Genomic DNA, 18789 nt, shown 5'->3' with positions numbered 1-18789 from the left:
GTGGCTACCAGCCCAGCTTCAGGCTGTCTGGGGTGAGGAAGTGCTCCAGATGGTAGGCTCGCTCCTCGGTTTTCAGCAAAATTTGCTCGTAGAGGTAGCGGGTAGCGCGATCGCCCAAACTTTCAGCCTGGGCAGCCAGCCGACGAATCAGCTCGATCAGCGCTTGCTCAGCCTTCAGATCGTGGTCGATCATGATGCGGCAGCGGTAGGTGTCGTCGTTTTCCATGTCGAAGCAGCACAGCTCCGCCAGTTTGCCAAAGCTCAAAGGCGGAATTCCCCCCAGCCCATGCAGGCGCTCACCCACTTCGTGGGCATGGCCTTGGGCCGCTTCGTAGCTCTCCTCAAAATAGTTGTGGAGCATGTAGTACTCAGAACCTTCCACCACAAAATGGTGTTTTTGGTACTGCAACGACAGGGCCGTAAAGCTGGCATAGAGCGTCGCCAGTCCATCCACCACCGGCTCTGTAACCGACTTCTCAAGCAAAACTGGGTTGTTTGCTACCTCGCCATAGGTTTGCAGCAGTGTTTCAGTGATTGGCATAACCATCCCCCTTTATCAGCAGTAAAAGCCACCCCAATGTTTGGCAGCTACTTTCTGAGCCTACCCTACTTTTTTGAATCTAGCTAATAACTTTAGTTGCTTAGAAAGTATAGAGAAATGCAAAAGTAGATTGCCAATATGAATAGCGAAAATGATTTTCAATAACCATGGAATTGTATATCGAAAATAGTTTTCGATAGTCTTAAATCCTTTGGTAAAAGACACGTTTGACGGTTTTGGCTAGTTTGTCCCAGAACCACCTTGGCCTCGCAAACCTGTTTTATAAATATGCCCCTAGCCAGATGACGATCCCTAATTTATCTCGGCAAAGCCCCAGCTTCTTTAAGCGCAACGAACCCACAATGGAAAACGAACCACCGCTGCCCAGCTTAAATCAGGAACCCGAATTACTCAAAACCGTTCTTAATAAAGAGGGGTTTCGGTTCACCAGTCAGCGGCAAAAGATTCTGGATTTGTTTCAGCTAGCGGCCCTAGGGCATCATCTCAACGCCGAAGAGATTCACCAGCAGTTGATAGATCAGGGCGAAAAGATTAGCTTTTCAACGATTTACCGAGCGCTGCACGTCATGGTTCGGCTCGGGCTGCTGCAAGAGCTAGAGTTAGCCGAGGGCAGAAAGTATTACGAACTCAACACTCCCTTTATGGATCAGCACCACCATTTGGTCTGTGTTCACTGCGGGGATGTGGAGGAATTTGAAGACGCTAAAATGACCCAGGTGGGCAGCAGTGAAAGCGCCTCCCACGGGTTCTCGCTGCTGAACTGCCAGTTTACGGTGTATGGCATTTGCCCTAGCTGTCAATCACTGCTGGGCTAAATGTCGATAGTAGTGCCACAGTAGATGGGCCACTGCGCCCCGGCAGGGATGCAGCGATGCTGTAGAGGCCAATAGGTCTTGGCGCATGGGGCGGCTTTCCAGATTGTGTAGCCGCTGGTAGCTAATTTGAATGGCCAAATCTGAGGCGGGGAAAGTGCTCAACCGCTGGAGGCAAAACAGCAGATAGACTTCCGCTGTCCAAACGCCAATGCCTTTGATCTGAGTTAGATGGGCGATCGCCTCTTGGTCGGGCAAGGTGGCGAGGGTTTCTAAGCTGAGCTGGCCCAATGAAATAGCGGTTGAAAGCCGCTGACAGGTAGCAATTTTGGCGCGGCTCAGCCCTACCCGCTGTAGGGTGGTGGCTGGAGCAGCGGCGATCGCCTCAGGCGTCAGCTCCAGTTCTTTCTGCAACCGCTGAAAGATGGCCTGGGCAGCCCGCGACGAGAGCTGCTGCCCCAGAATAATTCGCACCAGCGAGGGAAAGCCCGGTGCCCAGGCGCGTACGGTGAGAGGGCCAGCTTCGACCTCAATGCGCTGAAAGGTGGGGTCGCGAGCGCACACCACCGCCACCGCCTGCCGCAGCTCAGGGCTAGGTGGCAGTAGCTCGCTATCTAGGATCTTGGCTACATCATTCGGCGGCATTGCAACAATCATCCTAAATCCAGAATTCAAAACCGCCCGATCAATTGCTGAGCCACAGCACCACGGGCAGGGTAAACACACTGAGCAAGGTCGAAAGCACAATAGTTCTAGCGACGCGGGTTCTGTCTCCACCCAGTTCCGTTACCCAGATCAGCGAGTTGACGGCCACGGGCATGGCTGCCTGGAGCACCAGCACCTGCCGGTCTAACCCCTGCAAACCCAGCGCCGTACCAATGCCGTAGGCCAGTAGGGGTGCCACCACCAGCCGCAGCACCGCACCGATTACTTCATAGCGACCGAATACCAGCTCCGTCCGCGCCAGCTGTACCCCCAGTGTCAGCAGCGCCACCGGAATTGCGCCCTCCCCCAGTAGTGCCATGCCCCGCTCCAGCGGCAGCGGAAATGCTTCCTGGGTAGCCTGAAGCCCGATGCCCGCCAGGGCGGCCCAAAATACCGGCAGCCGCAGCGTGACGTTGAGCCCTGCCTTGAGCCCGGCCTGCTGTAGCACAATGGGAAAGACGGTGGCAATCATGACGCTAGAACCCACCAGATACACGACTGCTCGCTCTAGCCCGGCCTCGCCGAGGGCAAACAAAATGAAGGGCAGCCCCAGGTTGCCGACATTTGAAAACATCACGATGGCAATGAGGCTCTTTTGCTCATCCGCTGAAAAGTCGAGGCGACGGCTCAGCCCCACCGCCAGCAGGTATAGCACCACGGTATTGAGCAAAAAGCTGGTGACGATCGCGATCGCACTGCCCATCGCTAGCGTGGTCTCGGCCAGGCTGGTCAACACCAGCGCGGGCAGCAGGGCGTAGATGTTTAACCGCGTCAGGGTTTGCATGTCTAGCTCAAAGCTGCGCCCTACGCCAAACCCCACCAGGGCGACCAGGGCAACGGGCAGCATCGCCGAAATCAAAACTTCCATAGACACTTAGTGATTTTTACGCCACCACCTGTGACAGGGTGACTGGTTCGGGGGGCGATGCGGCGACAGAACCACGGCGATCGCCGATGCTAAAACTGGCGACTCCACTCCTTGGGCCAGCGCTCGACCACCACCTTGGTTTGCGTAAAAAACTCCACCGCATGCGCTCCCTGGCCGTGGAGGTCGCCGAAGAAACTGTCTTTCCAGCCGCTGAAGGGAAAGAACGCCATCGGTGCCGCCACGCCGATGTTGATGCCGATGTTGCCAGCGGTGGCTTCGTAGCGAAACTGGCGGGCGGCGGCACCGCTGTTGGTGAATAGGCAGGCCATGTTGCCCCAGGGGCTCTGGTTTACCAGGGCGATCGCGTCCTCCACCGTATCCACCGCCATCAGCCCCAGCACCGGGCCAAAGATTTCGGTGTGGGCAATTTCTCCGGTCGGGGGCACGTTTTGCAGCACCGTAGGTTTGACAAAGTGACCGGCTTCCAGGTCGGGAATTTGGGCATTTCGACCGTCCACCAGCACAGTCGCTCCTTCCTCAGCGCCAGTTTGAATTAGGCTCTCAATCCGCTGCTGGCTCTGGGCTGTGATCACCGGCCCCATCTGTACATTGGAGTCCAAACCGTTGCCAACCGTGCGGGTGGCGGCGGCTTGGGCGATCGCATCGGTAAACCACTCGGTCGCTGCCCCCACCGTTACCGCCAGAGACGCCGCCAGACAGCGCTGACCGGCACAGCCAAAGGCGCTATCGGCCACAATGCGGGTGGTCATGTCCTGGTCAGCATCGGGCAGTACGATAACGGGATTCTTCGCCCCGCCCTGGCACTGCACCCGCTTGCCGTGGGCCGCCGCCTGGGCGTAGATATACTTGGCGACCGGGGAAGAGCCGACAAAGCTGATCGCCCGAATGGTGGGGTGTTCCAAAATCGCATCCACCGTTTCCTTGGCCCCATTCACCAGGTTCACCACGCCGGGGGGAAAGCCCGCCGCGTCCAGCAGCTCGAAGATGCGCTGCATGGTCAGGGGCACTTTTTCGGAGGGTTTGACGATGTAGGTGTTGCCGCAGGCCAGGGCGTAGGGCATAAACCAGAAGGGAATCATGGCGGGAAAGTTGAAGGGGGCGATCGCCGCCGCCACCCCCAGCGGTTGCCGAATCATAAACTCGTCGATACCGCTGGCAATATCCTCTAGCACCGTGCCCTGCATCATCATCGGAATACCGCAGGCTACCTCTACATTCTCGATCGCCCGCCGCAGTTCACCCTTCGACTCGGCCAGGGTTTTGCCGCATTCCTGGGTGATGATCTGGGCTAGCTCGTCCAGGTGGTTTTCCAGCAGGTCTTTGAGCTTGAATAGGGGCTGCACGCGCTGGGGCGGGGGTACGCGACGCCAGTCTTCGAAGGCGATCGCCGCAGCTTGGGCGGCCTGATTGACTTCTTCTTTGGGGGAAACGGGCACCTGACCCAGCACTTCCCCCGTAGCCGGATTATTCACCGAAAGCACATCCCCTGCCGCAGACGGCACCCACTGGCCGTTGATGTAGTTCTTGAGAGTCCCCAATTCGGTCATAACGGTGCCTGATCACTGCTCAATAAGCATCATAGGTGCTGTTTTGACGCATAGTTTTTTGCCTCTCAAGAGCGCAGGCTGTGTGCCTTTACCTTGAAAATATCTTTTGCGCCAGGGGTAGGGATCCCGTAGGGGCATAGCATGCTACGCCCCTACAGGGTCTCGATTATGAATCTGGCTTTCCCAAATCGCGAATCTAAACTGTGGCCTTCTCCTTAGCCAAGAACTTCTCTAGCTCGGTCAGGGCGTCGGCATCGACCTTGGTCTGCATGGGGCAGAACTTGGGGCCGCACATAGAGCAAAACTCGGCGGTTTTGTAGATGTCGGCGGGCAAGGTTTCGTCGTGGTACTCTTTGGCACGCTCTGGGTCTAGCGACAGCTCGAACTGTTTGTTCCAGTCGAAGTTGTAGCGGGCGTGGGACATAGCATCGTCGCGATCGCGCGCCCCAGGCCGATGCCGGGCAATATCCGCCGCGTGGGCCGCAATCTTGTAGGCGATCAGCCCAGCTCGCACGTCCTCAGCATTGGGCAGACCCAGGTGCTCCTTCGGCGTCACGTAGCAGAGCATGGCCGCCCCGCTCCAGCCCGCCAGCGCTGCGCCAATGGCCGAGCTGATGTGGTCGTAGCCAGCGGCAATATCCGTTACCAACGGCCCTAGAACGTAGAAGGGGGCTTCGGCACACTCTTCCATCTGCTTTTTGACGTTGTAGTCGATCTGATCCATCGGCACGTGGCCGGGGCCTTCGACCATCACCTGCACGTCGTGCTCCCAGGCCTGGCGGGTGAGCTGGCCCAGGGTTTTGAGTTCGGCCAGTTGGGCAGCATCGGTGGCGTCGTGCAGGCAGCCGGGGCGGAGCGAATCCCCCAAACTGAACGAAACGTCGTAGCGCTTGAAGATTTCGATGATGTCGTTGAAGTGGGTGTAGAGGGGGTTTTGCTTGTGGTGGTGCAGCATCCAGCGGGCGAGAATGCCGCCGCCACGCGAGACAATGCCGGTGATGCGATCGCGCACCAAGGGCAAGTGCTCAATCAAAATCCCGGCGTGGATGGTCTGGTAATCGACCCCTTGCTGGGCGTGCTTCTCGATGATGTGCAGAAAGTCATCGGCGGTGAGGTTCTCAATGTTGCCGTGAACGCTCTCCAACGCCTGATACACCGGCACTGTGCCAATGGGAATCGTCGAGGCGTTGATAATGGCGGTGCGAATGGCATCGAGATCGCCACCCCCAGTCGACAAATCCATCAGGGTGTCGGCTCCGTACTTCACCGCCAGGTGCAGCTTGGCCACTTCTTCGTTGATATCTGACGAGTTGGGCGACGCGCCGATGTTGGCATTTACCTTGCACTTCGAGGCGATGCCGATCGCCATCGGCTCCAAATTTGGGTGGTTGATATTGGCGGGGATGATCATGCGGCCCCGTGCCACCTCATCGCGGATCAGATCCTCGGGCAGGTTCTCTCGCTTTGCCACGTGGGCCATCTCTTCGGTGATGATGCCCTGGCGAGCGTAGTGCATCTGCGACACGTTGGCATGGCCCTGGCGCTTAGCGATCCATTCAGTTCTCATGGTTTACCTCTGGTGTGGCGCTAGAGGTCTTGCCTGGTAGATCACGTTGGGTAAGTGAGGATGGGTAAGGCCGAACAGGGTGGAGCGATCGCAAGCAAAGCTCAGCCATCTGCTGAATCTTCACCCAATGCCCTGGCATAGCGCCAGAACGTCAATCTATCCGTTGTTTCGGCTGATAACCTCAAGCAACGCTTTCCTCCGCTGGTATTAACCAGGTCAGGTTCTGAGGGTATGATCTCAGTCCGATGCGAGTCGGACACCCCTAGCTTGCAGGCATCGTACCACTGATATCTAGGGGAAGCGCGAATTAGTTATGGTTCCTCACAGAGCGTACCGACGCCCTACGGTCAGGACGCAGACAAAAACCGTTAGCCATAAATACTCCTACTGACAGGTAAAGCGCTAACTAACTTAGTTCTTCAGTCAGAGGAAGCGGCATCACGTAGTTCTTAGGATGCACTTAGCGTTACCGCTGACTTTTTCTACAGGAGTGGCGACGCTATCAGCTGAGGTCATGGAGCCTCTCTGAGCATAGAGCGCAAAAAGGATAGAAAAGCCAGCTACGAAAGCAGTAACCAATCGAGTTCCACAGTCTAGATAGTTGAGAGCAGTATAGCTACCGCTTTTATTTACTAGTCATAGATATTACTGTTCTTACGGAAAGTTTTGTCGAAAGATTTTGTCGCACGGAGTATCTTAAAAATGAACAACATGAACAGTGAACAAAAATGTGCATTAGCACTGGGAATCATCTTTACCTTTTTAGGAATTGCTGGTTTCATTCCCGCTCTCATCAACCTGCCTGGCGCAGAAATGGGAGCTAGTGTACCGGTAGACACAAGCGATATTCCAGTTAGCGGTGGGCCTACTTACATAGCTGCTTACCTAAGAGGTTTTGGCTATTTGTTTGGACTTTTCCCGACCAACCTGCTTCACAATATGGTTCACTTGGCTATTGGCGGCTTTGGTCTGTTTTCGGCTACAGGTAAAGAAGGGGCATTTAGGTACAATCGATTTTTTGCCATTAGCTATTTGCTACTTGCCATCATGGGGTTGATCCCGCTTTCCAATACCCTGTTCGGCATCATGCCCATCTTTGGCAACAACGTCTGGTTCAATGCGGTAACCGGGGCGATCGCGGCTTACTTCGCCTTCGTCTGGCATCCCAGCCATCCCGAATCAACGGCTCCTTCTACCCAATAGTTAGCTAATAGCTCTGCCATCAGCTGACGCTACAAATTGACTTTATAAGCGTCAGGTCTGGCCCTAAGCGCACGGTGATTTTTGGCCGTGCGCTTATTTAGTGCTCAACGTTATATGTACGGTTTGCGAGCTAACGGTTCGGCGTTGAAGACGGCTGAGAACCTATGGATCATTCGCCTGGCGCTGTGTAAGCAGATAGTCCTAATTAAACGATGTTGTAGGGTGTGTTGTGGCGAAGCCCAACTCCTGCGGTTCGTTGGGCTTGTAGGATTGAACCCAGTTTCATGATTTTTGATATTAGGCAACACTATTAATTATGATTTTTCTGGATACTTCTTTCAAAAGTTCTATCTCATCGCGCAGAAAATCCATATTTTTTGGATTTGCAATAAAAGGAACCGCCTTCGACTCATCGAAATCAGGATTTGAATGAACGATGGAACACCTTAGTGCGTAAACTCTCTTTGTCAATGTATCGTAAAAGTTGTTTTCGTTGGAGCTATCAATTGCACACACATTCAAGATCTTTGAGCACTGTAGGCTATGCTCTTTCTCAAAGTGATCTTTTAGGCCTATATTTTCTAAATGCTCTGAAATAGATTCTTTTTCTACAAATTCACGAAAAACTCGACCTATTTTGACTTTATCAGTGGTGTACTTCTCGTTCTCTTTCTTAAATATGTTTATTGCTTGAGAAATATATTCTTTGCTTCTAATGTGGAAATCTGGATTAGACATTATGTTTTTTATCTTCCGTGAAACTGCCGCATAGGCTGCCTTATCCATAAAATACTCAACTATATGAAAATAGCAAATGTATTTGAAGGGCAGATAGTCTACTTTTTGCGCTATGTGGAAATACTCAATTAATTCCGGTACATATTCTTTATACAGTAATTGGATTGGGGTTTCAGGGATTTCGTTAAAACTAGATCTGCGGCCAGTTCGCCTCATCTTATAAGTTTCGATATTTGCCGTTTCAAACACCAATCCGTAGGAACATTCAATGTCAAATAGTACGGAATTAATAATATTTCGAACGTCAGATTCCAGTCCTTCATTTGAGGGGCGCTCAAGTCCTTCAATAGCTAGTATTGTACTCGTTCGCCGAAGGAAGCGAGTTCCCTTCATGAATGAGGCCAATATTCCGACTGATGTATCTGTAAACTCTTCTTGTTTTATTTGTATTCTTACATCGTTCCTGTGATAATTCAATTCTATCTCAATCATCACCTCTCTATCTCGAAGCTTAAAAGCAGAACGGCCAATATCATTCAAATAAACTTCAATTCAGCCATCATATCTAACAGCCAGAAAATCTTTGAAAAGCTCAGGCTTTTTGACAAGAACTTCTGATAATTTTGCAAAATCTTCTTCTTTTCTTAATACAAATTGGAATGCCTCTAGACCTCTTATGTTTTCAACTATATATCGAGTGAATTCTGATTCCTTCCAGTCACTATGCTCTCCGGACTTCATCTTAATTACATAGTCGTCCTTGATGACACTGACGCCCTCATGGGCATCTTTAAATTCTTTGATTTGTTGTTCCATATAAACTCTCTGAATTTGCCTAAGTTATATATTGGATCTGGCATGTAAGCTAGCTATTTCTCTAATGTCCGATAAATCTATACGATGAGGCTCAGTTTTTAAGGGAATAGACAGATTATCCGCTTGATAGGTTCAGGGATTTGAAGCTTCATTGATAGATCCCAGGGTTATGTAAGGATGCTAAGGGCATTATTCGTTAAATATGATACGTAATACCCCAACAGCAGGAATTGTCCAGCATCCATCTAAGCCACTACCTTTGCCATCCCGTCTACGATGCCACAAGAAACTTAGAACCTGTGGCATGATAGAGGCCGCTAAGAGAGGCAATCGGGTTTCTACCTGTTGGGCAACTTCCCCACAGAAAAAGTATCTCCCTCCCCATAGGCGCGGATGTCGCGGCTGAGAATGCCGAAGTCAAACGCTTCCGTCTTACCGCCCTGGGCCTTGATCTGGATCCAGAGCAAGCAAATCAGCGTCGACACCACGATGGGGGCGGCAAAGCTGACCAACAGATCGCCTCCAAAGGGCAGCCCATTCCAGGGGCTAAAGTCGGGCCGGGGAAAGAACAGGGCACCGGTTGCGATCGCAACCACCGCACTCCAAAACGCCATCGTCCCCGTCAGTCGTCTGGAATATAGCCCAAACAGCACCGGAAACAACGCCCCGGCACAGACCAGATCGGCCAGTAAAAACAGGTACAGCACGTTGTAGCCCCGCGAGGCGATCAGAATGGCGGGAATGCCCACGGCCACCGTCAACACCCGGCTCAGCCGCAGAATGCCGTTGGTAGATTGATCGGGGAAAAAGCGCAGCAGCTCGGGCGTAAACACGCTGGCAATGCCATTCAGCAGCGAGTCCAGACTGCTCATTACTAGGGCCAGCACCAGCACCAGCACTGCAATGCTCACCCAGCCGGGAAGGTTCAGCGCTTGAATTAGTGAGAAAAAGGCGCGATCGTCGTTGAAGCCAAAGTTCATAGCCAAAATGCCCAGCAGCCCCGCAATGAACAGCATAGGCAAGATCACTAAGAACGATCCTAAGAACGATCGCCGCACTACCTGATCGCTCTTGCAAGCGTAGATGCGTTGCCAGTTGGTCTGGTTAAACATTTCGGCGGCAATCACCGCAATCACCAACGTCGCCCCAAATTTGATGCCGGGGCCGTTGGCCAGGGTCAGCAGCTCTGGGGCGGTCTGGATGACGGGGGCGATCGCATTTCCCCAGCCGCCCAAAGCAAACACCGCAATGCCAAAGCTCAGCAGCAGCAGCGGCACAATCACCGCAAACTGAATTGCATCGGTAAAAATCGTTGCTTCCAGGCCGCCTACTATAGTGTAGATAAACACAGCGCTAATCACCAGCAGAGCCGTGAGCCAGAGGGGTACCCCGGCCATGAGTTCGACGGCTTTAGCGACTGCCGTTAGCTCTGCCGCCAAATACACAAACATGTAAAACACCACGATCGCCAGGGTCAGCCGATACATGGCCTTACCAAAGCGGTGCAGCACATACTCATTTAATGAGTGGCCCTTAGGCATGAGAAACCGCATACGCGTGCCCATAAAGGCAAACAGCGCTGCCGGGGTCGCCTGGCCAATGCAGTAGCCAACAATCCCGGCGATGCCGCTAGTGGCCCCCACCTCCGGCGGACTAAACAAAATCCAAGCGCCCATGGCCGAAGCCACAATGGTCGCCAGAGCCATGCCGGTGCCCACCCGATTGCGGCTCACCATGTAGTCTTCGAGGCTAATGGTGTGGCGGCTGGCCTGGAGCAACCCAAGCAGGGTAAAGCTAGCCGCCGTAATCAAAATCACAGCGATCGCTGTCGCACCAAGGGTCATAGAAACGCACCTCACAAACAACGGTGTGGCGCTAGAGGAGATTCCTGGGCGGGTGAGGGCGGGTCAAACCGAACAACAAGCGCTACAGCTAGCAAGCATCAGGCCATGCCGATACATCACTAATCGTTCTAGATCTACAAGTCCAGAACGCCTATAGGCTCGTCGTTTCGGTGCGTGACCTCAAGCAACGCTTTCCTCCGCTGGTATCAACCAGGTCAGGTTCTGAGGGTATGATCTCAGTCCGATTCCTCGGACACCCCTAGCTTGATAGCATCCTACCACTGGTGTTTGCTGCGATCGCGAATGGATTACAGTTCCGCAACGCATTGCTTGCTGTAGAAAAGTGGCGTTGATGAATTGAGGAATGAATCTGCAAAAGCAACAGTTGCTGCATCGGCCCCCCAACCCCCCAAATTTGGGGGACTTTGAAGTTGTCCGGTTCCCCCCAGAATTGGGGGGCTAGGGGGGCAAATCATACCGCTGATCAGCAACGCCAGAAAAGTTTTTTCTATAGGCCAGCGCCCTAAATCTGCTTTAGATGGTGCAGGCTAAAGAGCTGCTGCTCATCAGTCCACACCTGCACCGGCTGAAAACCCGCTTCCATTGCCAAGAGCTGAAACTCATCCACCGTGTATTTATAGGAATGCTCAGTGCGTAGAGTTTCGCCCGCTTTGAACGCAATCGCTGTATCGCCCAGATGCACCGTTTGATCGCAGAGGCTAGCGATCGCCATCTCGATCCGCCCCTGGGCCTCGTTGTAGTGCGCCCGATACTCAAACTGGCTCAGGTCAAAATCGGCCCCCAGTTCTCGGTTGATCCTTTCCAGCACATTCAGGGCAAAGGCTGCTGAAACCCCTTGGGCATCGTCGTAGGCGGGTTCGAGAATGGTAGGGGATTTCTTAAGATCTACCCCCACGATTAAGTCGCCCAGCACCGCCACAGTTTTGAGGAAAGTGATCACCTCGGTAGGCTCTAAATTGCCAATGGAAGAACCGGGAAAAAAGCCGATGGTGGGGCGGTTCTGCAGCTCAGGAATGGCGGCGATGGGCAGGGGTTGGGTGTAGTCAGCGCAAACGGCGATCGCATCCAGCCCCCCAAAATCTCCCATCAGCGCCGCGCAGGCCTCCTGCAAATGCTGCCGCGAAATATCGACTCCCACGTAGGTTGTTACCTGAGGCGCAGCATTCAGCAAAATGCGAATTTTTTGGCTGCTGCCGCTGCCCAGTTCAACCAAGACGCGGTGGTCTAGAGCCGCCGCAATAGCCTCCGCATGGGTCTGCAAAATGGCCATCTCGGTGCGCGTCAGGTAATACTCCGGCAGTTGGCAGATAGCATCAAACAGCTCCGACCCCCGCTTGTCATAGAGAAACTTAGGAGAAAGGGTCTTCTGCGGCTGGCTCAAACCCCGCAGCACGGCGCTGCGAAAGTCTTCCACGGGTGGGTGAAAGTCGTAGAGCTTGACGGGAGAGGGCTTGGTTTGAGAGGTGGGGGGCATGGGGAGGTGGGGGAGTGGGGGAGATAGGGGAGTGGGAGAGATGGGTAGGGAGTAGGGAGTAGGGGAGTGATCGAGGGTTAAAAGCTCCATCACCCCCTTAACCCCTACCCCCCCTTACCCCTTCGCTAGCCGCAGGCCGCTAAACTGCCACCGGGCGCTGGGCGGAAAGAAATTGCGGTAGCTGGGGCGAATGTGTCCGGGTGGAGTAACGCAGGAGCCGCCGCGCAGCACCATTTGGTTGCACATAAACTTGCCGTTATATTCTCCCACGGCACCGGGGGCGGGGCGAAAGCCGGGGTAGGGCAGGTAGGCGCTCTGGGTCCATTCCCAAACATCGCCGTAGAGCTGCTGAAGGTTTTGGGATGCAGAGGCTGGTTGAGGGTGCAGGTGGTCGGCAGCGAGAAGGTTGCCCTGGATGGGCATCTGGGCGGCGGCCACTTCCCATTCGGCTTCGGTGGGGAGGCGATCGCCCCGCCAAGTGGCAAAGGCATCGGCCTCAAAGTAGCTGAGGTGGCATACGGGAGCCGCTGGGTTCACGGGCTGCATGCCGCCCAGCGTAAACACCCACCATTCACCGTCGCGCTGCTCCCAGTACAAAGGCGCTTGCCAACCTTCGCTCTGCACCATGCCCCAACCCTCGGCGAGCCAGTGAGCAGCGGTCTGATAGCCCTTGTCAGCAACAAATTCTAGATATTCGCTGTTGGTGATCAGACGGTTGGCCAAGGCAAAATCTTGGAGATAGACCCGATGGGCTGGGCCTTCGTTGTCAAAGGCAAACCCAGCAGCTTGATGGCCAAGGTCATAGAGGCCGCCAGGAAAATCTATGAACGTCAGCGGTGCTGAGGATTCAGCCTGTCCCAATGCGACATCTGAACGGTAGGCGGGGCGCAGGGGATTGATCGCCAAGTTGTATTTGAGGTCGGTGAGGATGAGTTCCTGGTGCTGCTGCTCGTGGTGCAGGCCAAGATTAGTCAGTTCTGCCACGGTGGGATGGTCGGCGCGATCGCCCTCTCGGGCCGGTCCTTGACCATCGCCCAGCAGCCTCTCCATCGCCGCATCCACATGGGCGCGATACTCGTAGACCTCCTTCACCGTAGGGCGCGACAGCAGACCGCGCTGGGGGCGGGGGTGGCGATCGCCCACTGCCTCATAGTAGGAGTTAAACAAATAGCCGTAGCCAGGGTGAAATTCTCGGTAGCCTTCGAGGTAGGGGCGCAGAAGAAAGGTCTCAAAAAACCAGGTGGTGTGGGCCAGATGCCACTTCGGAGGGCTAACATCGGCCATGCTCTGCACACCATAGTCTTCAATCTCAAGTGGTTCACAGAGGGTTTCGCTGAGGTGGCGCACAGCCCTATACTGAGCCACTACAGCGGTGGCCAAGGAGACCTCTAACGATGGTGCAAAGGGTGAAGAAAGCGTCATTTTGGGGCTTTTGGGGACATTGCTGGCAATTGTGACAGATAGCACTCATGACAAAATGATGACTACCTTAAATTGTCTAAAACCTTCCTGGGATTATTCTGGCTCTATCCTCATCCCAAACCATGCTCTACCGAACATTTGATCTCAGTAACCTCGATTAGGATTTTCAGTTAGATGGAATACCCGTAGAAAGTCTTGCTTCAGCTTGAACCCTAGGGTTGACCCAGACATCTATCTATGGAGAAACATCCCACAGCCGTTTCAGGGCAAAACCTCTCCACCAGTGGTACGGTTCTGCCTACCCAGCGACAAAACCTAGCCTGTTAACTTAGTTACATGGGTTTCAGGAATGACTGAGCGACTCCATGTAGATAGTCAATAGTGACGTAGACAACAAAAAGTTAGGGTTCTAATCCCAATGGGGAACAATAACCCTATCCAGCTCAATTCGATAAACCCAGGCCGCACGCACACTGCTAGCCAAGCGAGGTATCTCCTGTGAGCAATTCTTCCGGTAAAGCCCAAGACCTTTTCAACGGCTTCAAAAACTCCTCTGAGCATCCCAACTCCCTCATGCAGTACGTCCATGGCATGAGCCCTGAGACGATTGCCCAGCTCTCTAATCCTGCTTCTACCGAAGTGCAACAGATGATGGAACACAACATTATCGGGCTGCTCGGCGGGCTGCCCTCCCAGCACTTTGACGTAGAAATCACCACCAACCGCGAAAACCTGGGTCGTCTGCTGGCCTCTGCTATGATGAGCGGGTATTTTCTGCGGGGCGCTGAACAGCGCATGGCCTTTGAGGACTCGCTGATGTCGGCAGAATCTGCCCCGGATCCCGAATAGTCGAAGCTGAGTGAGCCCTAGTCAACCACCTGTCCCAGCGGATCAACCAAGTTTCAATTCCTCCTTTGGCCGTCGCCGTTCTACCGCGCGCGACACTGAGGGTTCTTACACAACGAGCACGAGGAGGGTGCTAAACCCTCTTTCCCCCAATCCGGCCCTGGCAACGCTGCCCTGGCCGGATTTTCCTGTTGAGGCGTTGCGAGCAGAGCTGCTGGCCTGGTACGCCGACTGTGGCCGCACCCTGCCCTGGCGCAATATTGACCACCCCTACGCCATTTGGATCTCGGAGATTATGCTCCAGCAGACCCAGGTGAAGACGGTGCTGCCCTACTACCAGCGCTGGCTAGAGCAGTTTCCCACCGTGGAGGCGCTAGCCGCCGCTGACCAGCAAACAGTGCTTAAAGCCTGGGAAGGGTTAGGCTACTATGCCCGCGCCCGCAACCTGCACCAGGCTGCCCAGCGCATTGCCACAGAGCATAAGGGCGCAATTCCCCAAGATTTTGACACCATCACCACGCTCCCCGGTATTGGCAAAACCACGGCGGGGGGCATTCTCAGTTCGGCGTTTAACCTACCCCACGCCATTCTCGACGGCAATGTGAAGCGGGTGCTGGCCCGGCTGGTGGCGCTGCCGGTGCCGCCAGCCAAAGCCTTAAAGGATCTGTGGGTGCTTTCGGAGCATCTTCTGGATCCTCAGAACCCCCGCGACTTTAACCAGGCGTTGATGGATCTGGGTGCAACTCTCTGTACGCGGCGCAATCCTCAGTGCGATCGCTGCCCCTGGCAGGCCCACTGCCAAGCCTATAATCGCAATATTCAATCGGAGCTGCCCATGTCAGAAACCAAAGGCCCCCTGCCCCACAAGCAAATTGGCGTCGCTGTGATTTGGAATGGGCAAGACCAAATCCTGATCGATCGCCGCAAGCAGGAGGGGCTACTGGGTGGGCTGTGGGAGTTTCCCGGCGGCAAAATTGAACCCGGCGAGACGATTGAGGCCTGTATCGCGCGGGAAATTCAGGAAGAACTGGGGATTGAGATTGCGGTGGGCGATCGCCTCTGCACCGTCACCCATGCCTATTCGCACTTCAAAGTCACCCTCAACGTGCACCACTGCACCCATCTGAGCGGCGACCCCCAGCCCATCGAGTGCGATGAGGTGCGCTGGGTCACCCTCGACACCATTGAAGAGTTTCCCTTTCCCAAGGCCAATATCCACATCATCAACGCCCTGCGGGCCTACGCGGCGGGCCAAATACCCGTGGATGTGGTCGAAATTTCGCCCTCAACGTAAATAAACCGCCATAGTTTACAGACATCGCTCTTTTCCTCGGTTTTGATAGAAAAGATTGTTTGGAGCGCAGCGTAGCTATGGACACTGGGAATCGAGGACTGGGTTGGATTCGGTGGACAAGCCTCTATCCCCTGGGACGAAGGTTGGCCTTAGGACTTATGGGGTCAGGGATAGCGGTTGGCACCCTTCCGCCCCTAGCCACCCACGCCGTTGAACCCGACGCCTGGCATCATCTGCCCAACAACACCGCCCTGGTGCTGCTGATCGACACCACCACTGATACCTGGGGTCAGCTCAGTCAGTACCAACTCTTTAAACTGCTGGACGAAGAACAGGGATTGACCCCAGCCCTACCGGGGTTGCCCTACCTGCCCTACGGGATTGACTTTGCCAGCCAGGTAGCTCCCTGGATCGGCGACACCGCCGTGGTGGCGCTGCTGCCGGTGCCACCGGGCGAATCGGCGACTATTGCCGAAGCCTCGATCATGGTGGCTCCAGTTACTAACGCTGAAGCCTTTGCCGCCTTTCGCGACAGTTTCTTTGAGCTGCAAGGGGATGCCCCAGAGGTGACCTCTGCCCTGGGCACCGAGATCTACTTTTGGCCTACCCCCGAGTTTGACGAGTGGTCTGAGCCAGCCATTCCAGAAGCCTGTGGCCCCGCTGAGGTCAACGCAGACCCCTGCAATTGGGACGATGAAGCGGATCCAGAAGCTATCGACGATCCCAGCCTCGAAGCCGGGGAGGCGGAGATTGTGCCGCTGAAAGCCAGTCCTACTCCGCAAATTTTGCGCTTTAACGGTGCGGTAGGCTTGCCCCTTACCGTTAGCCCCTTTCATGAAGAGGAAGAAACTTTTGAGGTCGAGGTGCCAGTACCCCTGCCAGAGTTTGGCCCTAGCGGCCTGGCCGTAGCCTTTTTGCCCGACGCTCTGATCACAGCAGAAAGCCCCGCCGCCCTTGAGCAATACCTACACCTGCGCCAGAGCGCAGCCCAAAACTCCCTCACCGATAGCCGAGAATTTCAGCGCACCCTAACTAATCGACAGCGTACCCAGGCTCTCTTTGCCGTCTATGGCAACGCCCTGGAGCTGCTGAACTACAACCTTTCGGCCACGGATCTGCCCGCCGCCGAGCTGCCGCTGCCTTTCCCCACGCCTCCCACCAGCCTGGATGACGAAACGCTGCGAAGTCTGCGATCGCTTAACTTTGGCGGCACTCTAGAGGCCCTGGTGTATCCCATGGCAACCGGCATGCAAGTTCGAGGCCGCTACTACTACGATGCGGTGCCCTTTACCTTTGGCCTCACCCCCACGGTGGCCAACGCCGACAGCCCCCTAGAGCTGCTGCCTGCCTCGACTTTTGTGGTCATGAGTGGCCGCAACATCGCGGGCCTTTGGCGCACTGTGGCCAGTGTTCTAGACCAGGCTAGCGACTTTACCCGCGATGGGTTGGCCACGGTACGCGCTGGGTTCACCCTCTTCACCGGGCTTGACCTCGACGACGATGTCTTTGGCTGGATGGACGGGGAATATGCGATCGCCGCCTTTCCCACCGAAGGTGGCCCCTTGCAGTACGTGGGGCTGGGGCTGCTATTGCAGACCAGCGATCGCCCCACCGCCGATCGCACCCTGGCCGCGGTGGATGACCTGCTGCCCAGCGTTGGCCTCACCGTTCACCCCAGAACCGTCAATCAACAGCCCGCCACAAGTTGGGAATTGTTTTCTAGCTTGAACGGTGACTATGTGCCCGACCTCAGCGTGGGCAGCCACGGCTGGGTCACCGACGATACCCTGGCTATCACCTCTGGCGCGGTGCCTATGGCCAGTATTTTGGCCCCCTCACCCCACGATCCTCTGTCTGACTTTTTCTTGTTCGACGAGGCGACAGCGACCTTCCCCACTCCCAACGACGGCTACTTTTATCTGAACGTGGGCGCTACCCTAGCCCTGGCCTACGAAGTGTTTGGCTTCCACGACGACCCCAGCTTCGATGTCGCCAAACCCTACCTCGGCAGCCTGCGCAGCCTCAGCGCCACCACCGCCTTCACCCCCAACCACATGGAGCTTCAGGGCCAGCTCGGCCTCGCCCCCCGCCGAGATTAGAAGCTAAGGGGGCCAGACCTCAGACCCCGATAGAATAGGTGCTATGCAAGGGTCACTACCATGACGGAGCCAGTGCTTCAAGCTAGGCGCATTCTCAAAACTCGGGTGGATGCCACCAGCTATAGGGATGCTTGCGATCGCATTCAAACCTGGGCCACCACCGGGCGATCGGGCTACGTGGTCGCTGCCAACGTCCACGTGGTGATGACCGCCTACTGGGACTCGCAGTACCAGCGCATTCTCGAAGATGCTGCCCTGGTGACCTCCGATGGTATGCCCTTGGTGATGGGGCTGCGGCTGCTGGGGGTGCCTGGCCAGAGCAGAGTCTATGGGCCAGATCTGATGCTGGCCTGGTGCGATCGCGCCGCCCAGCTCGGCCTACCCATCTACCTCTACGGCGGCACCGCCCCCATGCTAGAGAAAATGGCCAATTCCCTCCAGCAGCAATTCCCCGGCCTGCCGATTGCGGGCACCCACGCCCCGCCCTTTCGCCCGCTCTCAGCCGAGGAAGCCGCCGATGATGTGGCGCGCATTAACCAGTCGGGGGCGCGGGTGGTGTTTGTCGGCCTGGGCTGCCCCAAGCAAGAGCAGTGGATGCACCGCCACCAAAGCCAGGTCAACGCTGTCATGATCGGCGTTGGCGCGGCCTTTAGCTTCTTCAGCGGCGATGTCTCCCAAGCACCCCGCTGGATGATGCGCCTCGGCCTAGAGTGGCTCTACCGCTTTGGCCAAGAGCCGCGCCGTCTGTGGCAGCGCTATCTGGTGAATAACCCTATGTTTGTGCTGCTGTTTGGGGCGCAGGTGGCCAGATATCGGCTGTGGGGAGCACGGGCTAGCGAAAAGGGTTCCAGGTTTAAGGTTTAGGGTTCACGGTTTATGTACCCCCTCACCCCCTACCCCCTCACCCCCTACCCCCCTAAACCTTCCACCTCAAACCCATCCTCCAATGA

Annotated in this window: 16 protein-coding genes and 2 riboswitches; of the genes, 6 read left to right on the top strand and 10 right to left on the bottom strand. The window is 55.4% G+C overall.

Annotated elements, in window-relative coordinates:
• Positions 1–4 precede the first annotated feature (4 nt).
• Positions 5–541, bottom strand: a complete 537-nt coding sequence (gene dpsA, locus H6G07_RS18555; protein WP_073608086.1) for a DNA starvation/stress protection protein DpsA — start codon at positions 539–541, stop codon at positions 5–7.
• Positions 542–903: 362 nt separating this feature from the next.
• On the opposite strand from dpsA, the gene H6G07_RS18550 reads away from it, so the two are divergent.
• Complete coding sequence (locus tag H6G07_RS18550) at positions 904–1377, top strand: Fur family transcriptional regulator (protein WP_073608085.1); 474 nt, start codon at positions 904–906, stop codon at positions 1375–1377.
• On the opposite strand, the gene H6G07_RS18545 is transcribed toward H6G07_RS18550, so the two are convergent.
• The 4 genes from H6G07_RS18545 to thiC form a co-directional block, all read right to left on the bottom strand.
• Positions 1363–2019, bottom strand: a complete 657-nt coding sequence (locus H6G07_RS18545; RefSeq protein WP_171972987.1) for a DNA-3-methyladenine glycosylase family protein — start codon at positions 2017–2019, stop codon at positions 1363–1365. The genes H6G07_RS18550 and H6G07_RS18545 overlap by 15 nt on opposite strands.
• 40 nt (positions 2020–2059) lie before the next feature.
• Positions 2060–2947 carry an AEC family transporter gene (locus H6G07_RS18540; RefSeq protein ID WP_073608083.1) on the bottom strand — a complete coding sequence of 296 codons (888 nt, stop codon included), beginning with the start codon at positions 2945–2947 and terminating at the stop codon, positions 2060–2062.
• An 89-nt stretch (positions 2948–3036) separates the two neighbouring features.
• On the bottom strand, positions 3037–4515 hold the full coding sequence (locus H6G07_RS18535) for a CoA-acylating methylmalonate-semialdehyde dehydrogenase (protein ID WP_073608082.1): 1479 nt from the start codon (positions 4513–4515) through the stop codon (positions 3037–3039).
• 196 nt (positions 4516–4711) lie between these two features.
• Positions 4712–6082 carry a phosphomethylpyrimidine synthase gene (gene thiC, locus H6G07_RS18530; RefSeq protein ID WP_073608081.1) on the bottom strand — a complete coding sequence of 457 codons (1371 nt, stop codon included), beginning with the start codon at positions 6080–6082 and terminating at the stop codon, positions 4712–4714.
• Positions 6083–6258: 176 nt separating this feature from the next.
• Positions 6259–6356, bottom strand: a riboswitch (TPP riboswitch).
• Between the two features lie 392 nt (positions 6357–6748).
• Between thiC and H6G07_RS18525 the strand changes: the two genes are divergently transcribed.
• Positions 6749–7285 carry a DUF4383 domain-containing protein gene (locus H6G07_RS18525; protein WP_242026861.1) on the top strand — a complete coding sequence of 179 codons (537 nt, stop codon included), beginning with the start codon at positions 6749–6751 and terminating at the stop codon, positions 7283–7285.
• A 297-nt stretch (positions 7286–7582) separates the two neighbouring features.
• Here H6G07_RS18525 and H6G07_RS18520 read toward each other — a convergent pair whose 3' ends face one another.
• The 5 genes from H6G07_RS18520 to egtB all read right to left on the bottom strand — a co-directional run bounded on the left by H6G07_RS18520 (position 7583) and on the right by egtB (position 13600).
• Entirely contained in the window at positions 7583–8563 is a 981-nt protein-coding gene (locus tag H6G07_RS18520; protein ID WP_139296996.1) for a hypothetical protein, read from the bottom strand.
• A 12-nt stretch (positions 8564–8575) separates the two neighbouring features.
• Positions 8576–8839, bottom strand: a complete 264-nt coding sequence (locus H6G07_RS18515; protein WP_073608078.1) for a hypothetical protein — start codon at positions 8837–8839, stop codon at positions 8576–8578.
• Positions 8840–9177: 338 nt separating this feature from the next.
• Positions 9178–10683 (bottom strand): sodium:solute symporter family transporter, encoded by a 1506-nt coding sequence (locus H6G07_RS18510; RefSeq protein ID WP_073608077.1) that lies wholly within the window; start codon positions 10681–10683, stop codon positions 9178–9180.
• Between the two features lie 175 nt (positions 10684–10858).
• A riboswitch (TPP riboswitch) is annotated at positions 10859–10954 on the bottom strand.
• A gap of 252 nt (positions 10955–11206) precedes the next feature.
• The gene (gene egtD, locus H6G07_RS18505) at positions 11207–12178 is read right to left on the bottom strand and encodes an L-histidine N(alpha)-methyltransferase (protein WP_073608217.1); all 972 of its coding nucleotides are present in this window, start codon (positions 12176–12178) and stop codon (positions 11207–11209) included.
• A 114-nt stretch (positions 12179–12292) separates the two neighbouring features.
• Complete coding sequence (gene egtB, locus H6G07_RS18500; protein WP_073608216.1) at positions 12293–13600, bottom strand: ergothioneine biosynthesis protein EgtB; 1308 nt, start codon at positions 13598–13600, stop codon at positions 12293–12295.
• Between the two features lie 498 nt (positions 13601–14098).
• Here egtB and H6G07_RS18495 point away from each other — a divergent pair, with 498 nt between their 5' ends.
• The 4 genes from H6G07_RS18495 (at position 14099) to H6G07_RS18480 (ending at position 18703) form a co-directional block, all read left to right on the top strand.
• On the top strand, positions 14099–14449 hold the full coding sequence (locus H6G07_RS18495; protein WP_073608076.1) for a DUF760 domain-containing protein: 351 nt from the start codon (positions 14099–14101) through the stop codon (positions 14447–14449).
• A gap of 127 nt (positions 14450–14576) precedes the next feature.
• Entirely contained in the window at positions 14577–15740 is a 1164-nt protein-coding gene (gene mutY, locus H6G07_RS18490) for an A/G-specific adenine glycosylase (RefSeq protein ID WP_244901916.1), read from the top strand.
• Positions 15741–15898: 158 nt separating this feature from the next.
• Positions 15899–17839: a DUF3352 domain-containing protein gene (locus tag H6G07_RS18485; protein ID WP_073608075.1), complete on the top strand. Its 1941-nt coding sequence runs from the start codon at positions 15899–15901 to the stop codon at positions 17837–17839.
• A 60-nt stretch (positions 17840–17899) separates the two neighbouring features.
• A complete protein-coding gene (locus tag H6G07_RS18480) occupies positions 17900–18703 on the top strand; it encodes a WecB/TagA/CpsF family glycosyltransferase (protein WP_073608074.1) in 804 nt (267 codons plus the stop codon).
• Positions 18704–18789 lie beyond the last annotated feature (86 nt).

Origin of the sequence: Phormidium tenue FACHB-1052 (assembly GCF_014696675.1) — a bacterium.
Classification (GTDB): Bacteria; Cyanobacteriota; Cyanobacteriia; order Phormidesmidales; family Phormidesmidaceae; genus Nodosilinea; species Nodosilinea tenuis_A.
This window is presented reverse-complemented; position numbering and strand designations above follow the sequence as displayed.

What these genes read in the sequence shown, in the direction of transcription:
- H6G07_RS18535 (WP_073608082.1), bottom strand. Translation starts at nt 4,515, where the DNA reads ATGACCGAATTGGGGACTCTCAAGAACTACATCAACGGCCAGTGGGTG.
- H6G07_RS18550 (WP_073608085.1), top strand. Translation starts at nt 904, where the DNA reads ATGGAAAACGAACCACCGCTGCCCAGCTTAAATCAGGAACCCGAATTA.
- H6G07_RS18510 (WP_073608077.1), bottom strand. Translation starts at nt 10,683, where the DNA reads ATGACCCTTGGTGCGACAGCGATCGCTGTGATTTTGATTACGGCGGCT.
- H6G07_RS18480 (WP_073608074.1), top strand. Translation starts at nt 17,900, where the DNA reads ATGACGGAGCCAGTGCTTCAAGCTAGGCGCATTCTCAAAACTCGGGTG.
- thiC (WP_073608081.1), bottom strand. Translation starts at nt 6,082, where the DNA reads ATGAGAACTGAATGGATCGCTAAGCGCCAGGGCCATGCCAACGTGTCG.
- H6G07_RS18540 (WP_073608083.1), bottom strand. Translation starts at nt 2,947, where the DNA reads ATGGAAGTTTTGATTTCGGCGATGCTGCCCGTTGCCCTGGTCGCCCTG.
- egtD (WP_073608217.1), bottom strand. Translation starts at nt 12,178, where the DNA reads ATGCCCCCCACCTCTCAAACCAAGCCCTCTCCCGTCAAGCTCTACGAC.
- H6G07_RS18515 (WP_073608078.1), bottom strand. Translation starts at nt 8,839, where the DNA reads ATGGAACAACAAATCAAAGAATTTAAAGATGCCCATGAGGGCGTCAGT.
- dpsA (WP_073608086.1), bottom strand. Translation starts at nt 541, where the DNA reads ATGCCAATCACTGAAACACTGCTGCAAACCTATGGCGAGGTAGCAAAC.
- H6G07_RS18545 (WP_171972987.1), bottom strand. Translation starts at nt 2,019, where the DNA reads ATGCCGCCGAATGATGTAGCCAAGATCCTAGATAGCGAGCTACTGCCA.
- egtB (WP_073608216.1), bottom strand. Translation starts at nt 13,600, where the DNA reads ATGACGCTTTCTTCACCCTTTGCACCATCGTTAGAGGTCTCCTTGGCC.
- H6G07_RS18485 (WP_073608075.1), top strand. Translation starts at nt 15,899, where the DNA reads ATGGGGTCAGGGATAGCGGTTGGCACCCTTCCGCCCCTAGCCACCCAC.